The organism is Bacillus sp. DHT2 (assembly GCF_026241455.1).
Lineage (GTDB): Bacteria > Bacillota > Bacilli > Bacillales > Bacillaceae_G > Bacillus_A > Bacillus_A pseudomycoides.
Genome location: NZ_JAPHWH010000015.1, coordinates 15,808 through 35,465 on the forward strand (window position 1 = coordinate 15,808; position 19,658 = coordinate 35,465).

Annotated in this window: 20 protein-coding genes and 1 pseudogene; 7 read left to right on the forward strand and 14 right to left on the reverse strand. The window is 33.0% G+C overall.

Annotation, left to right across the window (positions count from 1 at the left end):
- Positions 1–111 precede the first annotated feature (111 nt).
- From ORL93_RS25605 to ORL93_RS25620, 4 genes are all read right to left on the reverse strand, one after another.
- The gene (locus ORL93_RS25605) at positions 112–762 is read right to left on the reverse strand and encodes a YczE/YyaS/YitT family protein (protein WP_265959739.1); all 651 of its coding nucleotides are present in this window, start codon (positions 760–762) and stop codon (positions 112–114) included.
- Positions 763–924: 162 nt separating this feature from the next.
- The gene (gene amrS, locus ORL93_RS25610) at positions 925–2,373 is read right to left on the reverse strand and encodes an AmmeMemoRadiSam system radical SAM enzyme (RefSeq protein WP_265959740.1); all 1,449 of its coding nucleotides are present in this window, start codon (positions 2,371–2,373) and stop codon (positions 925–927) included.
- Between the two features lie 25 nt (positions 2,374–2,398).
- Positions 2,399–3,595: an aminotransferase-like domain-containing protein gene (locus tag ORL93_RS25615; RefSeq protein WP_265959741.1), complete on the reverse strand. Its 1,197-nt coding sequence runs from the start codon at positions 3,593–3,595 to the stop codon at positions 2,399–2,401.
- Between the two features lie 5 nt (positions 3,596–3,600).
- Positions 3,601–3,972 (reverse strand): cupin domain-containing protein, encoded by a 372-nt coding sequence (locus tag ORL93_RS25620; protein WP_098610517.1) that lies wholly within the window; start codon positions 3,970–3,972, stop codon positions 3,601–3,603.
- 258 nt (positions 3,973–4,230) lie between these two features.
- Here ORL93_RS25620 and ORL93_RS25625 point away from each other — a divergent pair, with 258 nt between their 5' ends.
- From ORL93_RS25625 to ORL93_RS31605, 4 genes and pseudogenes are all read left to right on the forward strand, one after another.
- Entirely contained in the window at positions 4,231–7,242 is a 3,012-nt protein-coding gene (locus ORL93_RS25625) for a non-ribosomal peptide synthetase (RefSeq protein WP_265959742.1), read from the forward strand.
- A 63-nt stretch (positions 7,243–7,305) separates the two neighbouring features.
- Positions 7,306–7,989 (forward strand): 4'-phosphopantetheinyl transferase family protein, encoded by a 684-nt coding sequence (locus tag ORL93_RS25630; protein WP_265959743.1) that lies wholly within the window; start codon positions 7,306–7,308, stop codon positions 7,987–7,989.
- Between the two features lie 432 nt (positions 7,990–8,421).
- Positions 8,422–10,086, forward strand: coding sequence for a ribonuclease J1 (gene rnjA, locus ORL93_RS25635; RefSeq protein WP_265959744.1), 1,665 nt, complete (start codon positions 8,422–8,424; stop codon positions 10,084–10,086).
- Positions 10,087–10,198: 112 nt separating this feature from the next.
- A pseudogene (locus ORL93_RS31605) lies at positions 10,199–10,306 on the forward strand (DDE-type integrase/transposase/recombinase); the annotation flags it as partial.
- A gap of 61 nt (positions 10,307–10,367) precedes the next feature.
- On the opposite strand, the gene ORL93_RS25645 reads toward ORL93_RS31605, so the two are convergent.
- The 4 genes from ORL93_RS25645 to ORL93_RS25660 all read right to left on the reverse strand — a co-directional run bounded on the left by ORL93_RS25645 (position 10,368) and on the right by ORL93_RS25660 (position 12,556).
- Complete coding sequence (locus ORL93_RS25645) at positions 10,368–11,072, reverse strand: IS6 family transposase (protein WP_265959745.1); 705 nt, start codon at positions 11,070–11,072, stop codon at positions 10,368–10,370.
- Between the two features lie 224 nt (positions 11,073–11,296).
- Positions 11,297–11,470 carry a hypothetical protein gene (locus tag ORL93_RS25650; RefSeq protein ID WP_006096976.1) on the reverse strand — a complete coding sequence of 58 codons (174 nt, stop codon included), beginning with the start codon at positions 11,468–11,470 and terminating at the stop codon, positions 11,297–11,299.
- A gap of 142 nt (positions 11,471–11,612) precedes the next feature.
- Positions 11,613–11,783 (reverse strand): hypothetical protein, encoded by a 171-nt coding sequence (locus ORL93_RS25655; RefSeq protein WP_265959747.1) that lies wholly within the window; start codon positions 11,781–11,783, stop codon positions 11,613–11,615.
- 86 nt (positions 11,784–11,869) lie between these two features.
- Complete coding sequence (locus ORL93_RS25660; RefSeq protein ID WP_265959748.1) at positions 11,870–12,556, reverse strand: IS6 family transposase; 687 nt, start codon at positions 12,554–12,556, stop codon at positions 11,870–11,872.
- Positions 12,557–13,200: 644 nt separating this feature from the next.
- Between ORL93_RS25660 and ORL93_RS25665 the strand changes: the two genes are divergently transcribed.
- Complete coding sequence (locus ORL93_RS25665; RefSeq protein ID WP_265959750.1) at positions 13,201–13,476, forward strand: hypothetical protein; 276 nt, start codon at positions 13,201–13,203, stop codon at positions 13,474–13,476.
- A gap of 67 nt (positions 13,477–13,543) precedes the next feature.
- Here ORL93_RS25665 and ORL93_RS25670 read toward each other — a convergent pair whose 3' ends face one another.
- The 5 genes from ORL93_RS25670 to ORL93_RS25690 form a co-directional block, all read right to left on the reverse strand.
- On the reverse strand, positions 13,544–13,777 hold the full coding sequence (locus ORL93_RS25670) for a YuzF family protein (RefSeq protein WP_002068860.1): 234 nt from the start codon (positions 13,775–13,777) through the stop codon (positions 13,544–13,546).
- A gap of 238 nt (positions 13,778–14,015) precedes the next feature.
- Positions 14,016–14,249, reverse strand: a complete 234-nt coding sequence (locus ORL93_RS25675; RefSeq protein WP_265959753.1) for a hypothetical protein — start codon at positions 14,247–14,249, stop codon at positions 14,016–14,018.
- A gap of 280 nt (positions 14,250–14,529) precedes the next feature.
- Positions 14,530–14,694, reverse strand: coding sequence for a BC1881 family protein (locus ORL93_RS25680; protein ID WP_265959754.1), 165 nt, complete (start codon positions 14,692–14,694; stop codon positions 14,530–14,532).
- A gap of 556 nt (positions 14,695–15,250) precedes the next feature.
- Positions 15,251–15,712 (reverse strand): CarD family transcriptional regulator, encoded by a 462-nt coding sequence (locus ORL93_RS25685; RefSeq protein ID WP_265959755.1) that lies wholly within the window; start codon positions 15,710–15,712, stop codon positions 15,251–15,253.
- A 194-nt stretch (positions 15,713–15,906) separates the two neighbouring features.
- A complete protein-coding gene (locus ORL93_RS25690) occupies positions 15,907–16,815 on the reverse strand; it encodes an acyl-ACP desaturase (protein ID WP_265959757.1) in 909 nt (302 codons plus the stop codon).
- Positions 16,816–17,286: 471 nt separating this feature from the next.
- Here ORL93_RS25690 and ORL93_RS25695 point away from each other — a divergent pair, with 471 nt between their 5' ends.
- Together ORL93_RS25695 and ORL93_RS25700 are read left to right on the forward strand one after the other, a co-directional pair.
- A complete protein-coding gene (locus ORL93_RS25695) occupies positions 17,287–17,751 on the forward strand; it encodes a DinB family protein (protein WP_265959758.1) in 465 nt (154 codons plus the stop codon).
- A gap of 453 nt (positions 17,752–18,204) precedes the next feature.
- On the forward strand, positions 18,205–18,504 hold the full coding sequence (locus ORL93_RS25700) for a hypothetical protein (RefSeq protein WP_265959759.1): 300 nt from the start codon (positions 18,205–18,207) through the stop codon (positions 18,502–18,504).
- Between the two features lie 299 nt (positions 18,505–18,803).
- Here ORL93_RS25700 and ORL93_RS25705 read toward each other — a convergent pair whose 3' ends face one another.
- The gene (locus ORL93_RS25705; protein ID WP_265959760.1) at positions 18,804–19,436 is read right to left on the reverse strand and encodes a recombinase family protein; all 633 of its coding nucleotides are present in this window, start codon (positions 19,434–19,436) and stop codon (positions 18,804–18,806) included.
- Positions 19,437–19,658 lie beyond the last annotated feature (222 nt).

Sequence of the window (19,658 nt, forward strand, 5' to 3'; positions counted from 1 at the left end):
CCTTTCTAATAATTTTCTCTCAATAAAATTATTTATATTTTAAATCAATGGTATGAGTGGAAAACAAATGGTTTTGATATCCCTACTATAAAAATGTTAATTTTCTGATTTCTAAGCTACTGCATCTTCTCTGACCAGTCCAAAGTTCTTCCATCCTAAATATCTTTCGTTAAGTGATATAAATAAAATCATCCCTGGTCCGACAGTAATAACAAATGCAAGTGTTCCAATACCAACTGGTCCGCCAAGGAGCCATCCTGATAAAACAAAAAGAACTTCAAATAGCATTTTGGCGTAAAAAAAATGCCACTTCCATTTATGAACAATTGTAATTGCTAACAAATCCATTGTACGAATTCCAATTCCACTCATAATAATGAGTGCTGAACCGTAAGCGGCAAATAATAACCCTATCACCATCACTAAATACGGAGAAAATAACAAATTAGTGAATTTCTCCATTCTTATTAGATTCCAAATATCGATTAGAGACCCTACGAAAAACATAGTGAAAAAGGGAGTAATAGGGGGAAGTTTTCGATTCCAAATGCTCCAGATTAATAAGAAGACAATAGCAATCAACCCAGATACTATACCTATTGTTAAACCAATATGTTTTACTATTCCTAATACCAGAACATCTAAAGGATCCGTGCCAAGTTTAGAATCAATAAAAAATTTGGCACCAAGTGAAAAGATAAAACATCCAGCAATATATAATAGGATTTTTTGCCTAGTCCAACCTAGTTCAATACTTTTCATGCCCAACCTCCATCACCATATTTTAGATTAAGAATAGAAATTCTCAACACCATCTATTTTTTTATCTAATTAGCTTTTTATATAATTCATAGAATTAAATTACGCTCATATGCAAGGCTGTTAATTACCCATCAACTTTTGCATATGAGCGATACAATTCAATTATTTACGAGAAAATTCTAGCGACGTAACAGGTGTAACATCACTTAAACCTTGGGTAACAGAAATATCTTCAGTAGGATAGTGAGCACGGTCAAATACTTCATAAACCCTTACCATAGTGCTATTAAGGTACTCAATGTCTATACCAACTTCTTCTGGAAAACCTTTAGAAATAATGAATCGATAGCTCGCTCCTGCTTTAACTGGAACGGAAATTGGCTGCCCGAGTGTTGAACCATCACTTGTTCGACGTCGGTAAATAACTGCACTATTTTTGTCTGAAAGGTTATTAATTTCCACATGACAAGCTTTAACATCTCCATGGTAGTTGAATTCCTTGGTGGAAATAGATTCACCTAAACCTGGTTGTAACTCTGGAACTTTTAAAGTTGCCGAACGCGCTGCCAGGTTAATAACCGGAAGTTCAGTTGTGCAATTTGCACAATATTTATCTGAAGCAAGACCGACAGAATGAGCATTAAGCCCGTAACGTTCAATCAATTTATGACCACATGAAGTACAGAAAGTATTCACACTCTCGGTATCATAACAATTCCCTAAATAAACATATTTAAGACCCATGCTCATAGCTAGCTCACGTTGTCTCTCCAAGCGGTCAATTGGAGTACGATCTACATGAGTATATTTATAATCCGGATGGAAGCGAACAAGATGTACTGGAGTTTCTGCTGAAAGATTGTTTAAAACCCAATCAGCTAGTCGCTTTGTACTTTCATCATTATCATTTTGATCGGTAACTAACAGGGAGCTGATTTCCACATGTTTTCCTTGATCAAAGACATATTTAGTAGCTTCTAATACCGGTGGAAGCCACCCTTTACTGATTTTTCGGTACCACTTTTCGTCCATTGATTTAAGAGAGACGCTAAAAATATCGATTACTTCACATAATTCGCGAGCACCTTCAAGGCTAATAAAGAAAGCCGATTTATATAAGTTAATTAGACCATGTTCTTTAGCAATGCGTCCGGTATCTAAAATAAATTCATGCCAAACCACAGGATCGTTATAAGTCCAAGAAATTATTGGAATCCCTCGCTCTAGAGCCGTTTCAACTACAAGTTCAGGTGTGTAGTATTGAACATCTTTATCTTTTACATATTTAGCTTGACTAGTCTGCCAGTTATGACAATAATCACAGTTCATCATACATCCTAAGTTTCCAAGAGATAAGATCTTTGATCCCGGAGCATAATGGAATACAGCTTCTGTTTCTACCGATTCCTCAGTGATTTGTGTCGCTTTACCATAATTTAGAGTTACCAATTTCCCATCTACATTTTTTCGAACATTACAAAATCCTGACTGTCCCTCAGACATAATACATTCACGAGGAGAAAGATGACATTGAACTCGACCATCCTCAAGCTTACTCCAAAGTTTTGCTTCATGATGCGTATTACGCCAATTTTGTTGATCCTGTGCCAATTTAAACAACTCCTTAATTTTTCAATTATAGATATTGAATATTAGAAAGAATAGCATTTCCTAGCTTACTAACACCCGAACGTATTTCTTCAGCAGAAGGGTAAGAGATTGTAAGTCTGCAAGCGTTATCATATTCACCCTCTGCAAAGAAAATTGGAGCTGAAGCGATAGATACTCCCTGTTCTAAAGCCGTTTGTTGCAGTTTTTGACTAGATAATCCCTCTGGAAGTTGTAGCCAAGCAAAAAAACCTCCGTCTGGTCTAGAACAATGTACTCCTTGTAAATCTAACTGTTGAAATGTTTCTAATAGCACATCACGTTTAACCCGATAAATTTCCCGTGCACGTGAGATATTATGATCTAAAAAACCATCCAAGCAGAGTTGATGAGCAACGCGCTGCATAATACCACTAGAACAGGTATCTGCAATATGTTTAAAATGCAAGGTTTTTTTCAATATTTCAGGTGATCCTATAATCCACCCCACACGTAAAGCTGGACAGAGTGTCTTCGAAAAAGTACCCAGTTGAATCACTAGATCAGGACCGCCTAATTCAAGTAGCGTAGGAGGCGGAGCTGAATCGTACCACAAATCATTGTATGGAACATCTTCAACAACCGGGATTCCATATTTTCCAGCAAGTTCAAGCAAACCCAGACGTCGTTCTAAAGTAGCGGTATAACCTGTTGGGTTGTGAAAGGTTGGTATTGTGTAAATGAATTTAGGTAACTTATTTTTTTTAGCCATCTCTTGTAACTTTGCTTCCAGTTTCTCTAAAATAATACCCTTTTCATCTATAGGAATAGAACAAATTTGAGCACCTGCAGCTTGAAATACCCAAAGCGCTCCATGAAAACTTGGAGATTCTGTCAAGACCCAATCTCCGGGATTTACCAAGACTTTAGTAATAACATCTAACCCTTGTTGAGCACCATGGGTTAGTAATATTTTCTCAGAGTTTATTTGAATTTTAGTTGTTGATGTTCTATCCGCAATCCAAGCACGTAAAGGTTCATCACCACTTGGTGAATTATACTGTAGAACTGAAGAACCTTCATGGTCAGTAAGTTTTTTTATAGCATAAGATACTTCCTGTACTGGAAATAGGCTAGGTTCAGGAAAACCTGCTGCCATTTGAATTACATTACTAGTAGCTCCAGATACAAGGTCACGATGATCTGAACGAGCTCGTTCAGCATATAGAGATTCCCAATTTATCATTTGAATCACCCTTTTAATTCTGCATGCTTAAGGGATTCTTCAGCCGCCTTAACTTCATCAACGTAATCTTCACGAACTGGCGCGAAGAAGTCCAATGCGATAGATTCCTCAAGAGCAAAGACTTGGTGTTCAACGCCTCCAGGAACAGTGAAACTATTGCCTTCTTCAACAAAATACTCCTTATTATCACAAATAACTTTAAGTCGTCCTTTTAAAAGGTATGCCAGCTGTTCGTGTGGATGACTGTGCAAAGGAAAGATTGATCCTTCACTCATGACATGTTCTACCAGCATTATTTTGTCATTATAAGCCAAAACTCGACGCTCAAGACCCTCAAATGGTTCCGTAAAAATTACACTTTCTCTTTTAATAATCATTTAAATTCCCCCTGTTTTACTGCCACTTAATAGGGCAGTATTGTTTATAGACTGGAACGATTTCCAATCTTTTACAAGAATACCATTTTTGTATTTTTTTTATCAATAGCAATTTTCTGACAAAATAATACAAAAATACTCATCCCCCCGTTTATCGTGTAATATTTTGTCGAAATTTACATAAACATAAACCGATTAGGGTGTTGATACACGACCCATTATTTGGTATATTCTGACTAGTTTAGAGGGGGCGATTTTATGAAAAAAAAATTCTGTTCAAAAACAAACAACACCTTTATATTACAGCTTCAATTAGATTCTGAGAAAAATAATAAATTAAACAAAAATCCTAATTTACAGCTTCCAATGTCTTCTAAGGATAACCACAAATGTGACAAAAAAATGAATAATTTTATCATCCCTAAAAAATTTAACCAAATGGTATCTGAATTTTGTTACGAAACAAAGATTCCAAAACAATTGTTTTTTTTAACAATTTTTAAATTTCTTCTTTATCGTTTTACAGGAAAAAAAGAAATCATTATTGGTTATGGATTAGAGATTCCTAAAAAGATTACTCCTTTGCATACACATATTACAGAAAGTAAAACATTTACCGAATTACTAGATTATGTGTATCAATGTTATATAAAAATTAATGAATATACGGAATCCCCTAATTTACAGGTAAGTAATTCGATTACAACTAGTGAAGATACATTAGTATCCCGATATTACAATATATTATTTCTATATAATGTTAGTGATGTAGATATCCTAAATCGTTTTGAGTTAATTCTCTCAATTGAAGAAGATCAAGAAAAAGTTGGATCTATCATATATGATATTAATTTATTTGAAGATACAGCTATCGAAAAGTTTATCGCCAGCTTTCAAGATTTACTAGTATCTATTCTAGCGAGTCCAAATGAACAACTATCTACTCTACTACTATCCGATACAAGCGAACAATATCAATTTTTAACTAAACCAAAAGAAACTTTTACTCCTTATCCAAATATAAGAGGTATTCATGAATTATTTGAAATACAGGCTTCACAAAATCCAGATGCTATCGCTGTTGTATATGAAAATAAAAAAATAACTTATGGTGAGCTAAATATGAAAAGCAATCAGCTAGCTCATTATTTAATTAATCTTGGAGTTGAACTAGATTCACTAATCGGACTTTACGTTGAACGTTCACCGGAAATGATTATTGGCATTTTGGCTATATTAAAAGCCGGAGGTGCATATGTACCAATTGATGCTAAATCTCCAAAAGAACGACTAATACATATGTTAAAAGACTCCGAAGTCTCAATAATGCTAACTCAAACAGATTTATTAACGAATCTACCAAAGAATAAAACTAAGCTTATATGTTTAGATAAAATGTCAGACGAAATCTCAAAAATGGATATACTTAATCCTCCGTTTCAAGGAACAGATCAAAACCTTGCATATGTAATCTACACATCCGGCACGACTGGAAACCCGAAGGGTGTTATGGTACAACATAGCTCTGTACTTAATCTTTCTAATGAACTACAAAATAAAGTGTTTGGTGCATATTCACAGAATCAAATGCAAATCAGTTTGAATGCTCCAATAACATTCGATGCATCTGTTCAACAGTTACAAATGCTTTTTTATGGGCATTGCCTATATATCTTGCCCGAAGAAGTTCGTCGTAATCCAGAAGTATTCTTATCTTTTATCCAAAGAAACAGGTTAGATGTTATTGACTGTACACCCTCTTTCCTCGAAGTATTAGTTCAATTGGGGTTACTTAACAATAGCCAAACTATACATAAACCAAGAATTGTTCTTGTTGGGGGAGAAGCTATTAATCCTCTTCTCTGGGAAAAATTAAAAGAATCAAATACTATCGATTTTTATAATATGTACGGTCCAACTGAATGTACTGTGGATTCCACATGTTGCAATATAAAAAAAGCTGGTAATATACCATCGATCGGAGAACCACTTGGTAATGTAGAAATTTATGTCTTAGATGAAAACCTATTACCAGTACCTATAGGAATTCCCGGAGAATTGTATATCGGGGGAGCTGGATTAGCGCGCGGCTATCTAAACCAGCAATCATTAACAGAAAAACATTTTCTTCTCAATCCTTTCTCTATAATACCGGGAGAACGATTGTATAAAACTGGGGATTGGGTACGTTATCTAGAGAATGGTGAACTTGAGTTTATAGGACGTCAAGACGAACAAGTTAAAATACGAGGATTCCGAATCGAATTAAAAGAAATTGAGATGGTCTTAGCCCGACACCCTCAAGTAAAACAGCAAGTTGTTCAAATTCACTATACTAAACAAAAAAACGCCAGAGTGATTGCCTATGTTGTTCAAGATAACGGAGCAAATACTTCTGAAATAAAGCTAAAAAAATTTTTAAAAGACTATTTACCCGACTACATGATTCCTACTTCAATTATTATATTGGACAGACTACCACTCACTTCTAACGGTAAATTAGATGTAGCTAATTTACCAGATCCCTATAACTATAACAGGGGAACACATAGCAAAGCTGTCGCAACTGAAATTGAATCTCAGTTGTTGAAAATTTGGAAAGAATTACTTGATATTCAATCTATTGCTGTTAACGATCACTTTTTCCATTTAGGAGGGAATTCTTTATTAGCCAGCCAAGTTATAGTACGTATTCGTAAGTTTTTTCAAGTTGAAATTCCAATGAACTTCATGTTAGAGAATCCCACCTTAGAAAAACTTGCAAATGAAATTACAAATCGAAAACAGATGGTTAGAAATCCGAACACCCCCTTAATTAACGCCGTTTCTCGAAAAGATTACTATGTAAAACAGTCTACAATTCAGGATGAATTAGAAAGTTCGAATAACCATGATAATACCTATAGTAGGGAAAAATACAATGGGAATGTCCAAAATGAAATTGAATTTGAAATAATGAAAATTTGGAACGAGTTACTTGGAATCCAATCTATTAATATAAACGATCATTTTTTCTATTTAGGAGGAAACTCTCTATTAGCCAGCTTGGTCGTGATACGCATGCGTAAAGTTTTTCAAATTGAAATTCCCATAAGCCTCATTTTTGATAATCCTACTTTATTAGGACTAGCAAACGAAGTCATAAATCGAAAAGATACGACCAAAAAACAGAATGTTTCTTTAATTAATCCTATTTCTCGTGAGAATTACCGTATAAAACGGCATATTATTCAAGGTGGATTAGAAAGCTTAAATGATAGTGAAAAATAGAATTCATCAATTTTTTCATGTTCTGAATTAAACAACATGAGCAGAATAAAAGTGAGGGAAATAATGATTGAATTATATGCTGTAAAAACTCCTACATATATTGAAAATCTTATATATGAAGAATTGTTGCACTCCATTTCATTAAAAAAACAAAAACGAATTCTAATGTATGCAAAACGAGAGGATGCTTATAAAACTTTAATCGCAGATATGCTCATAAGAACAATAATTTGCAGTAAATACAGCAATATAAAAAATCACGAATTAACTTTTACTTATAATATGTATGGTAAACCATCAGTGGAAAATTTATATTTTCCATTCAATGTATCTCATTCTGGAGATTGGATTGTGTGCGCCGTCCATAGGTTCCCCATTGGAGTTGATATTGAAAAGATACAACCTATTGATTTAAGTATTGCAGAGCATTTTTTTACTAAACAAGAATATGAATATCTATTTCAAATGAAGGACTATAAAGAGCAACTAAACTATTTTTATCAAATATGGACCATAAAAGAAAGTTATGTCAAAGCTCTTGGAAAAGGACTATCTGTTCCCTTAAACTCGTTTAAAATAGGAGAAGATTGTGAACAAGGGGCTAATTGGTTTATTAAGCAATATATGATTGATGAACTATATTGCTTATCGGTCTGTGCTAAAACAAACGAATTTCCCGAATACATAGACCACCAATTAGATTTCTCTCAATTATATAATTTGTACAAACAAATAAAAAATAACTAAATTTATATAAGGAAATCGATAATAGGAATTAAACCTTTTTGCCCTCCTTATGCTGGTAGTCCTGCTAACCTCTATTTGAAGTGGGAAAAGGTTTCAAAAGGCCTTTTATACAAATTTTATAGAATGTTATAAAAGGGATTATTATAAAAAACTATCCTTCCTTTCAAAAAAGGGGAGAGTTTTTTATTCTTATATATTATTACATCTTTAGATTCTTTAAACCCAATTTTTTTACACAAGTTACATTGAGAAATATTCATCTAATATAAAAAACAAGGAAATACAAGAACTATGTAAGAAATATTAAGATATAAAATTGAGCGGCTATTAATAGAGAATTATTATTTACATACATTGAATTTTAACTACATTAACAGGAAATTAATAAAGATAAAAAAATAGTTTGATAAATATCCATTAAGGAGTTGGAGAATGAAACAATCTAAAGTTGCTAATACAAAAGTTTTTGCATTAGGTGGTCTTGGTGAAATTGGGAAAAATATGTACGCGATTGAATATGAAAATGAAATTATTATTATTGATTCAGGCTTTAAATTTCCTGGACCAGAGTTACTAGGAATCGACTATGTTATACCGGATTATTCATATTTAGAAAATAATAAAGATAAAATAAAAGGAATCTTCATTACTCACGGGCATGAAGATCATATTGGAGGAATTCCATTTTTATTTAAACGTATAAAAACTACCATATACGCAGGAGATTTTGCCTTAGCTTTAATTCAAAGTAAATTAGAGGAGCATAATATCTCTGATATAGAAATGATAAACATTACTGATGATAAAGTGATAAATTTTCAATATATGAAGGTTCGTTTCTTTCAAACAACTCACAGTATTCCCGATTCATTTGGCATTGCTGTAACGACTCCTAATGGAAATATTGTACATACCGGGGATTTTAAATTTGATTTTACACCAGTAGGTACAGAAGCAAATCTACATAAAATTGCCGAAATTGGAAAAGAAGGAGTTTTATGCTTACTATCTGATAGCACAAATAGTGAAGTTAATGGTTTTTCAATGTCTGAGAATAACATAAAAAAATCGATAAAACAAATATTTTCTGAGTCAACAGGACGTATTTTATTTGCAACCTTTGCTTCTAATGTTCATAGAATTCAACAAGTTGTACAGGCCTCTATAGAAGAAAATCGGAAAATTTTGATTTTAGGAAGAAGTCTGGATAAGACCATTCTAATTGGAAAGCAATTAGGCTATATCCAAGCACCAGACAATATGTTTATTGGTGTACATGAAATAAATGATATTCCAAAGCAACAATTAACAATTATTTGTACAGGTTGTCAAGGAGAACCTATGGCCGCCTTATCTAGGATTGTTAGTGGTAATCATAAGCGCATTCAAATTATGCCGCAAGACACCATTGTACTTTCTTCTTCACCAATTCCCGGAAACATCTTGAGGGTAAATAGGATAATTAATCAATTATCTAAAATGCCCGTAAATATTTTTCATAACAAAATAAGTGCTATTCATACATCTGGACATGCTGCACAGGAAGAACAAAAATTAATGCTATCCTTATTTAAACCCCAGTATTTCATGCCTATTCATGGTGAATATCGCATGTTAAAAAAACACGCGGAATTAGCTGTGGAATGTGGAGTTTCTCCACAAAATTGTTTTATTATGGACAATGGACAAGTACTAGAAATTTCTAAAAATGAAGCAAAAATTAGTAAAGTCATTTCCAGCCAGGAAGTATATGTTGATGGTTTTGGTATAGGGGACGTTGGAAATATTGTATTACGAGACCGTAGATTACTATCTCAAGAAGGAGTAATTATTATAAGTATGAATTTAGATAGTAAAGAAAAACGACTAGTATCTTCACCTGCTATAGTAACACGTGGATTTGTATATATACGTCAATCCGATAGTTTGATAAAAAAGATAGAAAATCTCGTTTTACAGTGCATATCATCCTTGTTAATGGGGGGGATTATAAAATGGGCACAAATAAAACAAGCTGTTATAGAAGCATTAGAACCATTCTTATTAGCAGAGACTGGACGGCGTCCAATGATTCTTCCAATTATTATGGAAGTGTAAGAGGAAATCATTAAATGAAATATAGATATCTGGAAGAAGAAAAAGCAGACCGTACACGTCTCTTGAAAATTGGATGAGACCTATATTAGAGTAAAAAGAAAATGGTTTTATTTATACAAATAATCTCATAGAACAAGACCATCGGCATGTAAAGAGACGTTTTGCCAAATCCGCAGGATTTCAAAATCTTCGTCATGCTTCACGTACGATAAAAGGGGTTCTGGTGCAAAAATAAATTATAAAAAAAGTAGGACCTGAATTTCCTACTAAATTACAGATTATCATGCGATACCAAACAATTTATCAATGAAATCTTTTTGATTTTGGGCAGACTTTCCCCCTTGATGAAGTTGCTTCTTTTTCATCATATGCATCGCTTCTATGCTACTCAGTATGTAAGTGGCTGTACGGAATGATTTGAATCCTAACATCGAACGCACTCGCTTTTTAATAAATCGATGATCTTGTTCCACGATATTATTAAGATATTTCACTCGCCTTATTTGGATGCCTAATGGCATCTTTTTTTCATTCTTCAACTCTTCAATTGCTACAGGATAGGCGGGATTCTTATCGATGGTTATCACACGAGGCTGTGAAACATGAAAAGACTGCAAAGCTTTCTTGAAGAAACGCTTTGCAGCCTTGTGGTTTCTTGCTTTGCTTAGGTAAAAATCGATGGTATTTCCTTTCGAATCGACAGCACGATACAGGTACATCCATTGCCTTTTTACTTTGATATATGTTTCATCGACTCTCCAAGAGTCATTGGTTTTCTTGAGATGACGACGGATTCTTTTGTCTAATTCAGGACCATACTGATGAACCCAACGCATAATCGTTGTATGAGCAACGGATAAGCCCCGTTCCTCCATCATTTCCACCAAATCACGAAAGCTCAAGTTGTACCTTAGGTACCATCTTACTGTTTGCAAAATAATATCATGATGATAATGCTTCCACTTGAATAAATTTCGCTTTTCCATACTGATCACACACCTTTTTTAGAGTAATAGTATCAGTATGTCCAAGATTTAGAGATTACTTGCAATTATCTTGAAGTTTTCGCACCAGAACCAGATTTTTTGTATACATGTATAGCGTATGACTACCTTCTCAGCATAATATATACCTAATTTAAATTTTCACATGAGCATATCTAAGTTTTGGGTATAGAAAAGGCAAGCATTTAAATATGCTTGCCTTCGTTCTAACGACGATGCTCGACTAAATCAATTACCCCTAAAACAACATGAGCTAAACCAAATCCAAATACCGTATTAGCAATCATCTTATTAGAACCACGTGTCTGCTTAAGTGCATAACCTGCAGCTGTGACCGCTGTACCTAATGCAGTTGGAATTAATCCTTCACGAATATCCATCGTAATATCCTCCTAGCATCGTAGTTAGTAAAACATGTAGTATTTCACAATAAAATACTAACATAAAAATTAGTATGGTCGCTTTTTATATAAATATGTAAACACCAATATCAAGGAAATATATATAACTAAAAATCCTGAATTAATGTCCCAATCCATTCCAATAAAAATCTACAATGCTTACAGCTAAATCATCTATATTGGCAATCAGTGGCTTTTGATTTACATCTTTGTAATCACCTAAGTATAGCAAAGCAACAAAGGCATGAGTACTTAAAAGCGAGTGCCCTTTAGGGATTTCACCTTTTTGCATCGTTTTGTGTATTGCTTGATCCAATACTTGGTTCTGTTGCGAAGTTTGAAAAAAGCATAAACAGGTTGGTAAATGAGGAACAATGTTTAGGAAGTAGCTAGTAATTGTTGAAGTTCATTGTACGTTGAAAAGGCGGAGTCTCTTTGAAGACTTCGCCTTTGTTTATATAGGGCATGAATAGTCTCGATACCTTTTATCGTACGTGAAGCATGACGAAGATTTTGAAATCCTGCGGATTTGACAAAACGTCTCTTTACATGCCTATGATCCTGTTCTATGAGATTATTCAAATGTTTGATTGTACAATGGATTGTAGTTTGATAAAATCCTTGTTTTCTTAATTTGTTAAATGCGCAAAGTAATGCCGGCGCTTTGTCTGTAGTGAGAACCGTAGGTTCTCCAAAATGTTTTACTAATCTTTTCATGAAGGCATAGGCAGCCTGATGATCCCGTTTTTTACGAAGTTGAATATCCAATGTGTGTCCATCTTTATTAATTGCACGATAGAGATAACGCCATTCTCCCTTAACTTTGATATAAGTCTCATCCAAATGCCAAGATAAGCGTGCAGATTTATTTTTCACTTTCCAAATTTGATAGATGAGATTGCCATATTCATGAACCCATCGCATGATGGTTGTTGGGTGAACTGAAATACCACGTTCTTTCAGGATTTCAGATACATCGCGATAACTTAAAGAAAAGCGACAGTAGTAGCCGACAGCTACTAAAATAATATCTTTCTTGAATTGTTTTCCTTTAAAATATCTCATGTCTGATTCTCCTAGATCCTGTTTTCTAGAGTGTAGCTTCATGTAGAAAACTTTGCAACAGAACCCTTCTAATACTGATTGTGTTGCAGTACTTATAAATACTCAATAATGAATGCATATAAAAATCGCTTCTTATGAAAGTAATCTATCAAACTAGGTTCATATTTTATCATTTTTCCTCTTCTTCTTTGTATAAATCTTGATATTCTGTCAATACTCTTGATGACATGATACTTTTCCAATCCCCCTTGGAAAGCCGAGCAGTTAGCTTTTGCTAGCTGCTTTTTTTGTTCCTCAACATCAAACAAAATGGTTCTGGTGCAAAAACTCTTGTTAGGGGTCACCATACATGCCTATCTCCCGAAAAGGTTGCTTTTTTCTTAGATTGTTTAGAAAGAATACCGTTTTTTGTATTTAGGGGTAGTGAAAATTCTTAAGTTGATGGGCATGGGGGCACCATATCAAAAAAAGAAAATTGTACGTTTAGACATAATTTAGACACATTTTATCCGGTTCCCTGTACGTTAAGGGATTAGCTTGTATATTTGAGGAGATGTACTAGACAGATGTGAATTTAGGGGAATCCAATATTTTCTATTCAAATATGATAGAATAGAAATATATACAAAACGGAGGAAAAACAAATGAACTCAATCACAAAACAGTTTATTAATGATATCCGGCAAAGAAAGAACAATTATTTAGAAAATGTATTAATAGCAATACAACACCCTAAAAAAGAGCAATCTGAACAGGTCATTCAAAATATAGTAGAGAAGATGGATATGATGATCAGTTTAGTTACTACTTACATGGCTATTGAATCAGAATCTATAAAAGAATTAAAAGAGCTTCAGGAAGAAATTATTCATGCTCAAGCATATATTCAAAAACGAAAATTTGAAGAAACACAGAGATAAAACCCTGTGTTTTCACTTGGTCGTCTATGACGCTAATCTGTTATAAATCAAATTAGATGTAATTTGATTATTGTTTTGGCATAATCCATACAATTTGTTGAATGCGTACAATATACGGTACCGTATCTTCAATGAGCAAATGATCTGGTTTCACATCCTTTAACTTCCCTCTTACATTACCTCTTACAGTTTCAATAACCACATGTTTACCAATTACTGATTGTAATGTCTGATATACGTAGGGATTAGGTACACTTACCATATTTTGTTCACTAAAGTCATTTCCCTCCAAATAACTCATTCTATAAGACTCCTTTCTAACTTGCATTCTTTCTCTTAATATATGATATAAATCTTATAAATATGCTAGAAGGATAATTCATTATATGAACCAAAATAACATTTTAATAAGGTACGTTTTCTATTCCTAAATTACTAAAAAATTATTTATATAAGATTATTTTTACTAGTTAATAGGTAATGATATAGGGATATTTTGAATGTACATCTAGGTTGTTCCTTTCAAGATATTTATCATTTTATATACGTCCTTTATTAGAATACTGCTTATACTTTTTTTGAGATTCTTTAGTAATACGTACGTTAAGTAAAATTGCTAACAACAAAAACACTCCATATTTTCCCCCTGTAGCTCCTATGATAATCACACTACTACAAACAAGTACAATTAATAGGAAAAACGAAACTAAATAAATACGGTCATAGTTCTTTAACATCTTCTCGTATTTTATGCGTTCTTTCCTTGCATCCATCTAAATTCCTCCTTTAAATTATCCATTTCACTATAAAATAAATCTCGCTCTTAAAAAGAAAACAATATATCGTTTCAAATAATTAGTTTGTTTTTTTAGCAACTAATTTATATAACATAAAAAGAAATACTACCAATATTAAGCTTTCCACCATGATAATCCCGACCCTCTCCTTTCTTTCAATCCCATCACATCAGATGAAATTTATGTATATCCTATTATTATCAACAGCAAACAAAAAGGATCATCCCTTTTCGTAAAGGATCATCCTTTTCTTCGTTCATTCAACAATTTTTAGGTATTCCTGATTAATTAAAATAACAGCCGGTCCATCTATAAGAATTCCACCAACTTCAATTTTTTCATAAGACTCAACCTTAATAGAAGTAATCCCTTTCCGCTTCTTTAACTCGTTACTTAATTCTTGCGTTGGCATGTGTTTCATATCTTCACTCCTTCTTATTGTTTCATTAATCTTATTATGTTAAATGAATTATAAAAATGGTTTCTAGTTCTAGAAATTCCATCATTTTTTATCGTTGACCATATATTTAGATGTTAGCAACTCGCGTATCTCTTTTATGAAAAGAAGATAAATAATTACTATTCACTGTCTCAGTAAATGTAAAAAAATTCTTAAAGATAGAGATGAGATTGATTGTTTTTTCTTCTAGGAATAATGACTTAGATATATATACCTAAAACAATGAAAGCCCTACCTCTCTTTCATCCTTACGGCTCCTTGTCCGTGCCAGTGTGAATCAGGATTGCAAAAATCAAGTGACTATTTGATCGAGTTATTTGATGAAACTTCGAACGTTCGTAAAAGAAATGTAAAAATAAAAATGGATTAGATTGAAGTAATAACAAAAGAGGCTCCTACTCTAAAAGTGAGTTGCAGAAGTTGAATGTCTTTGAAATGATTTACTTTTAATAATAATCATATTCCCGAAAAATTCAGGATATTTTCGGGGGATGTAATACATTATCTATAATGAACCTTAACAGAAACTTTTTATTTGATTTTCAGTGATTCCTTTAATTAATCCTAGTTCACTAATCAAAAATTCATGTGCGTTATCCAACATTTTTTTTTCGCTTGTATTCAGTGCCTTTTCTTTCTTCATACGCATTAAATCACGTACAACTTCAGCACCTTCTTGTATTTCACCCGTTTTTATTTTGTCCGTGTTCACTTTATACCTTTGTTTCCACGGCAGTAATTTATCTGATTCTCCATGCTGAAAAATGTGTATAATGTGTTTTAATGCAAGTATATCAGTAACTGGGCGTATACTCGAACTCAATATTTTACCCGTAGGAATCATGACTTGCATATTACTGATTGACATTTTTATGACATAATACTGTTGTTTTTCCCCTGAGAATTCTTTTTCTTCTATGGCTTCAATTATACCTGCTCCGTGCATTGGATAAACAATGTTATCGCCAATTTGAAACATATAATCCACCTCCATATATGGTAACCTTCTTAACCTTAACATATATGTGATTTTTTATCAAATATTTAATAATATCATAAATTTATTTTTATCGTCAACCACTTTTTCTTTAAAAATAAAATTAAGTAAAAACAGCACCAAAATAATAGGAGGGAAGAGGAATTTCCCCGCGTATATTCTGAAACCTCTACTAATTAACGTAGATCAGTTTTCCCTTGAAAACGACCAAATCGATCCCGTATTTTTTTCAATCTTGTGTGGTACTCCAAAATCTCAATTCTTGCTTTTTCAGCTAGAAGTGCAATTGGTCGTAAGTCTTTTAACCCCCAATAATCAATCACTACATCAAGTACTTGATCAAAATATTGTAGTGGTCCATAGTTAGCTTCTTTTGCAATCACAGCCATTCTATTTTCAAAATCAGGCATGACAGCACCTGGCATTTTAAAATTTCTAATCACATTGGCAATATGATAGCAATAATTAGGTTCCAATTCCAAATGTGTTCGAATGACGTCTCGATAAAACGCATAATGAAGGGTTTCATCTTTTGCAAGACGGCGTAATAATGTAGCAAGATCTGGATCGTGCTTACTTGCAACCTTAGCTACATTATTGTAAAACACCATCGTTGCAAGTTCTTGTAGCGTCGTATACGTCATCGCTTCGATTGGTGTATGAAAATCAGCCTCAAATCCACCCTCAACGACTGACTTTCTTAATTCATGTAATCGTTTAGGGTTCACACTTCGAGTGAGTAGTAAATATGTCTCCAATAAATTCGAATGTTGATCCTCTTCTGAAGTCCAAGTATGTATAAAGTCTGTAATAACAGAAAGGGAGCCTTTAAAAGTCGCAGATAAATACGTTGTAAACCATGGTAAATTTACTTCTGTTAATAAAGCTGTTTCAATGGCCGTAATTACACCAGAAGGAAGAGTAACTTGACTTTCATCCCAAGGAACTCTTTTAAAGTCCATTCCCTTATCCCATGGTAAAAACTCATGATAACCCCAGTCTATCTTCTGCGCTCTTATTTTATGTTGTTCATGCAGTTCTTTTAAACGTGGTTCTAATCGGAAATCTAAATCATTTGTTAGCATATATAAGTGCCCCCTTTTCTTATCATAGATAGTAATTCTATTTTTACATTCATTTTTATCATTAAAAATTTTCTACAAATAAATATTACTTTCCTTTTTTTAAGTCAAACATAACAAATTTTTAACAAGCCTCTTTAAGAACGCTTTATTTCTATATGGGGTACAGACCGCAAATCAGAAAAAAACCACGTTAAGCAAATTTCAGCATAAAATGATGTGAATTTTGTCCCGTTAAGAGTATTTCAATGCAACACAACATCATTTAAACAGACTATAATAAAAAGAGGATACTATGTTCAATACGAGAGCATATTTCCTCTTTTTTTATACATAATGGAATTATTAATCAGATATTAATAGGATGGTATATGATATACACAATGTTTACAGAGGTTTATAAAAAAATCTAAGGGAACACCGTTCCACTCCCTTTTTAACTAAAGGGCAGTAGAGTTTAACAAGGGGGTACTTATGAGTTGTGAAAGTGTATTACACCAAATTGAAGTAGCTGTAAAAACAGTAATCGAAATAATAGGCAATTTAGAGGAAAACGATTTACAAAAAAGACCAACACCTAATAAGCATTCTATCGGGGAACTATTAGAACATATGGCAGTGATTTGTGAAGCTGATTGGCGTATTTCAAAAGAAGCAACGCAAGAAGAAATGGAAAATTTTTATTCAAGAGTATCATATAAAACCTTAGACTCAATAAAAGATGGTTTCCTTACCAATTTTGAATCATTAAAAAATAAATATATGAATTTATCCGAGGCAGAACTCCTATCTCAAACTACTTCATATTGGGATTTGACTTATACAAGATATGAATGGCTGTTAGAGATATTAGCACACGTTTATCATCATCGGGGACAATTACACGCTATGCTTGTTCACTGTTATGATAAAGACCCTAAAATCTTAATGTTTGAATGATATTTCTTCCATTAACGTGCGCTTTAGTTGAATTGCGTGTTACCTAGTAGGCTGTTTGACATATTGTACATGACCAGTATGCAAAATAGCTTATTTTCACAAGTTTTTTTGATATTAGGTCTTGATAAATGATGTTGTGTTGTATTACAGGGGTAGTGACAGGGTTCTTGCTATGAACCGCAAAGTAAATTCTTTAAATCATATAAAATAATAAGACCCGTTTTCATAAGTTTTCACTACTTTCTAATTTTGTTATTGGTAGTAAAAACTTAAAAGATTAATGCTATTTTACACACACTAACAACTTATTTAGATGTAAAATGTTAGATTAAGCGCTTGAAAATATATACAGTTGATGAGATAGCCTTAAAGGACAATTCGATCACTGAGCATTGACTATGATGGGGTTATTTACACGATTAGATCGTAGCACAAAGGGAAGAGGCGATAAACATGCAGTCAACGGAAGCGCATATGAAGGAAAAACAACGTAGAGAAAAAATAGAAATAATATTTAGTCACAGGGTAAAAGGAGAGAGTTATTTTCACGGTTCCTCCTATCAATGGAAAAACATTGTATACCAAAATTATAATAGGATACAACAAAAAGAGTTGAAAATTGAACAACTCATTTTCGAAATGGAAAAAGACGGGATTCGTTTTACGCAGCACCGTTCACTCATACACTATCCCGTCATTGATTTTGTAAAATATATAGCTAAGGTTTATAAGGAAACCCTCGAAATACAATAATCATATTCAAAGGAAACCTTTATAAAAAGTTTATTTTCGAAACTTTGTTAACAAAAAGCTCAAAAACTCATTACAATATTCTTTTTATTCTCAATACTCTTCGTTTTTGTTATAATATCAACCATAACGTATTATATTCGTTTGTATATCTTCATATTTTAGGGATTTTATTACACAAAAAGACAACTCTTAATTGGAGTTGTCTTTTATTTTTTTTGATATACATAATACTATTTTGATACAAAAACTTCAAGATTCTTACAACCAGAGAAAAAGTAGGATTTCTCATAGGAGAGATGCTACTTTAATTCCTCATATTCCTTCATTATTTTATAAAACGTGTTTTTCTTTAGCTCTAACATTTGCATAAACATAGTAGCTGTTATTTCTCCACTTTTCCATTTAGAATAAGTTTCTTCTATTATATGCATTTGTTGTTTGCTTAGGGTTGAAAGGTTCACTTGAGGACGTCCTAAATGTTTCCCTTGAGATTTAGCTACAGCAATCCCTTCTGCTTGTCGCTGATGGATTTTTTTACGCTCCTGATCTGCAACATAGGAAAGCAAAGATAAAAATTGATCTTCCATCAACCGACCCATGTCACCCATTTCACGAAACTTACGGCTATCGAATAAAGTTTCATTTTCTAACACAACAATATCAGCTTGTAATTCTCTTGTTATGTATTTCCACTCTGAAATTACTTCATCATAATTACGTCCCATACGATCTAAAGCATCTATGTAAACAATATCACCTGTACTTAATATTTTTCGTAATAATTGGTACTGAGGACGATCAAAATGTCGTCCACTTGCTTTATCGACAAAAATACGTCGAGCTTCCACTCCTCGTTCCATCATCTTATGTAATTGACGTTGTTCATTTTGATCTTTTGTACTTACACGTATATATCCATAAATATTTGCCACGTTTGAGACTCTCCTTACATTTGTTACCACAATTATACCACTTCCGTTTATAAAGGTATTCATTAAAAATAAACGTTTATAAAATAATTCCGTTCACCTTTATAAACTTGACATTTCAATGTTTCATAGATATTCTTTACATGTTTATAAAGGTATACCTTTGTAAACAGTGGTTTGTTTCACCAATTGGTAAAAGTAATATTCCAGTTGATATTTTAAAAA

Coding starts and splice junctions, on each gene's coding strand:
- ORL93_RS25665 (WP_265959750.1), top strand. CDS start 13,201: ATGAACTCAATCACAAAACAGTTTATTAATGATATCCGGCAAAGAAAG.
- ORL93_RS25625 (WP_265959742.1), top strand. CDS start 4,231: ATGAAAAAAAAATTCTGTTCAAAAACAAACAACACCTTTATATTACAG.
- ORL93_RS25685 (WP_265959755.1), bottom strand. CDS start 15,712: ATGTTTCAAATTGGCGATAACATTGTTTATCCAATGCACGGAGCAGGT.
- ORL93_RS25615 (WP_265959741.1), bottom strand. CDS start 3,595: ATGATAAATTGGGAATCTCTATATGCTGAACGAGCTCGTTCAGATCAT.
- ORL93_RS25695 (WP_265959758.1), top strand. CDS start 17,287: ATGAGTTGTGAAAGTGTATTACACCAAATTGAAGTAGCTGTAAAAACA.
- ORL93_RS25650 (WP_006096976.1), bottom strand. CDS start 11,470: ATGGATATTCGTGAAGGATTAATTCCAACTGCATTAGGTACAGCGGTC.
- ORL93_RS25645 (WP_265959745.1), bottom strand. CDS start 11,072: ATGGAAAAGCGAAATTTATTCAAGTGGAAGCATTATCATCATGATATT.
- ORL93_RS25630 (WP_265959743.1), top strand. CDS start 7,306: ATGATTGAATTATATGCTGTAAAAACTCCTACATATATTGAAAATCTT.
- rnjA (WP_265959744.1), top strand. CDS start 8,422: ATGAAACAATCTAAAGTTGCTAATACAAAAGTTTTTGCATTAGGTGGT.
- ORL93_RS25605 (WP_265959739.1), bottom strand. CDS start 762: ATGAAAAGTATTGAACTAGGTTGGACTAGGCAAAAAATCCTATTATAT.
- ORL93_RS25660 (WP_265959748.1), bottom strand. CDS start 12,556: ATGAGATATTTTAAAGGAAAACAATTCAAGAAAGATATTATTTTAGTA.
- ORL93_RS25670 (WP_002068860.1), bottom strand. CDS start 13,777: ATGAGTTATTTGGAGGGAAATGACTTTAGTGAACAAAATATGGTAAGT.
- ORL93_RS25690 (WP_265959757.1), bottom strand. CDS start 16,815: ATGCTAACAAATGATTTAGATTTCCGATTAGAACCACGTTTAAAAGAA.
- ORL93_RS25620 (WP_098610517.1), bottom strand. CDS start 3,972: ATGATTATTAAAAGAGAAAGTGTAATTTTTACGGAACCATTTGAGGGT.
- ORL93_RS25680 (WP_265959754.1), bottom strand. CDS start 14,694: ATGAAACACATGCCAACGCAAGAATTAAGTAACGAGTTAAAGAAGCGG.
- ORL93_RS25655 (WP_265959747.1), bottom strand. CDS start 11,783: ATGCAAAAAGGTGAAATCCCTAAAGGGCACTCGCTTTTAAGTACTCAT.
- ORL93_RS25675 (WP_265959753.1), bottom strand. CDS start 14,249: ATGGATGCAAGGAAAGAACGCATAAAATACGAGAAGATGTTAAAGAAC.
- ORL93_RS25700 (WP_265959759.1), top strand. CDS start 18,205: ATGCAGTCAACGGAAGCGCATATGAAGGAAAAACAACGTAGAGAAAAA.